The 2,089-nt window shown below is 69.0% G+C and carries 2 protein-coding genes and 2 pseudogenes; all 4 read right to left on the minus strand.

Annotation, left to right across the window (positions count from 1 at the left end):
• A pseudogene (locus tag IG54_RS42395) lies at window positions 1-316 on the minus strand (hypothetical protein); the annotation flags it as partial.
• Window positions 317-432: 116 nt separating this feature from the next.
• A complete protein-coding gene (locus IG54_RS0137185) occupies window positions 433-999 on the minus strand; it encodes a hypothetical protein (RefSeq protein WP_158709018.1) in 567 nt (188 codons plus the stop codon).
• A gap of 128 nt (window positions 1,000-1,127) precedes the next feature.
• Window positions 1,128-1,720 (minus strand): annotated as a pseudogene (locus IG54_RS38915) (SAM-dependent methyltransferase).
• A gap of 110 nt (window positions 1,721-1,830) precedes the next feature.
• The coding region (locus IG54_RS0137195; RefSeq protein WP_030795608.1) for a hypothetical protein at window positions 1,831-2,089 on the minus strand (259 nt) is incomplete at its 5' end.

Below are 2,089 nucleotides of genomic sequence, written 5' to 3' on the forward strand. Positions count from 1 at the left end.
AGGTGGTGACCGGCTCGTTCGCCTTCACCACGGCGTGAAGCCGGTGCTGGCCATCGAGGACGTTGCCCTGCACGTCGACCTTGATGGCTTCGCCGTTGAGAGGCCAGGTGTTCGCCTGGATGTCGCGCACGTAGTCCTCGACCGTGGCGGCCCGCACGTTGCGGTTCTTGGTGTTGCGGCGCAGCACGCGGCTGGCCAACTGGGGGTGAAGCTCGATGATGTGAGCGCTAGGGCCGTTGGAGTTCGCCAGCAAGCCGTCCAGCTCCCGGAGCGTCTTCGGGGCAGGGTAGGCAGGGGCGAGCGTTGCAGCAGTCATCGGAGGGGCATCTCCTCGTATTGGAGTTGTACACGTCGCGAGGGCCCCTCAGCGGGGCCTCCGCGTCTATGTACGTGCCAGCCGAAAATTTGTTACACCTGTCGCGTCACCCCAAGTCAGCGGCCCGGTCCAGCGACCTCGACTATCACCAGGGAAATCCGTGCACCGCCGGTCGTCACGGGCGGTCCCATCTCCGGGTACGGGCCGAGCAGGTGGGCCGAGTTGTCGTCGGGCAGGAGCCCGGCGTCGACCAGGCCGTCCACGTACGCCTTCGCAGTCGGCGCCCAGTTCCCTGGATCACGCTTCCGCTTGATCGGCCGCGGGTGCAGCACGTAGTACACGGCGGCCCGGTCCAGCCGTGGCAGGTGCCGGGCCCGCGCGGTCAGTGCCGCCTCCTGCCGCAGCCGCTTCTTGAGCCGGTAGTCCGCCATGTGGTGCAGCCTCTGGTTGCTCGACAGGAGATCCCCGTACGGCATGAGCAGCGTCCACACCCGCCCCGCACCCGGGACGCCAGCGATGGCCACGCTCAGATCAGGCGGCTCCGGAGTCGACGGCGGCCCGAGCGGCGCCGTCGAGCGCCGCCTGCGCGCCTTGCCCCCCGCGGCCTTCGCCGCACCGAGACGCCCCGCTGCGGCCCGGGACCGCAGGGATGCGAACTCCCGCTCGGTCACACGGAATGTCACGAACGGCCCCCTGATCCACTTCTCGTCTGCCAGTTGGCAGGTGCTCCCCTCGACTGGCAGGACCACCGCGCTAGCCAGGGGAACGGCGCAGTGGACGATGGTGTGACAGCTCGATGCAGGCGGCAAGTTCAACGCTGCCGGTCAGCAATTACCAGCAACGTGTCCACCGGTTGTGGTTCGTCGGACCCTGCCGGAAGCATCTCCACGGCGACGTCGGTGAATCCGGCCTCGTCAAGGGCCTTCACCCACACTTGCTCCTGGAGGACCCAGCGACGCAGCGAGGCCGTGTCACCCTCGGGGGTTTTCGCAGGGATCTCGGCTGCCATCAGGTCCGGCTGGGCAGAAGCGCCATTCAGGTAGTGGGCCAGGGTGGAGAAGACCAGTCGCCCGCCCGGCTTCAGCGCAGCGGCAGCGGCCGGCAGCAGTGCGCGCGGGTCAGTGAAGTCGACGGCTCCGAACACGCTGTACAGCACGTCGTAGACGCGGGGGAAGCGTCGATGGCGACGATCTCGGCGGAGTCGTGGTGGACGGCTAGATGTGCGGCGTGCCTGGCGGCTCCGGCGCCGAGGTCGCCGATCACTCGCCCCGTGAGATCGCCCAGCACTTCACAGCCGGGGCCGCCGTCCTGACTCCAGATCCAGTGAAAGGAATCAGGGACGGCGCGGTCGCGCTCGGCACGGATGCGGCCGTAGTGGTGCCAGAGGTCTGCCGTGGTCGTCATCCGCACCATCTTGGCGAGTGCGGCCCGGCGCCGGGCTGGTTCCCGTCAATCCCACCCGGCCGAGTGCCGTGCCCCAGCCGGCGTCGGCCGGGGCACGTCTCTAGCGCTGGTCAGTGCGAGTCGCTGCCCGGGTGGCAGGGGCCGCACGGGGCGGCGTCTGCCCACAGCGGGAGGTCGACGTCCCACCCGTCGGCGGCGACGATGTGGGCCGTCCGCATCACCGAGCCGTCGTTCTTCATCTCGACTTCGGGCACGTGGTGCAGGAAGCGACCGCCGTTGAAGCGCTCGCACAGTTCGGCGTACGCCACGGTGTCGAGGATGATCGTGTGGACGCCGATGTCGACGAGCTTGCTGGGCGCGAGCCCCAGC

Source organism: Streptomyces sp. NRRL S-920 (assembly GCF_000717945.1).
GTDB classification, from domain to species: domain Bacteria; phylum Actinomycetota; class Actinomycetes; order Streptomycetales; family Streptomycetaceae; genus Streptomyces; species Streptomyces alboniger.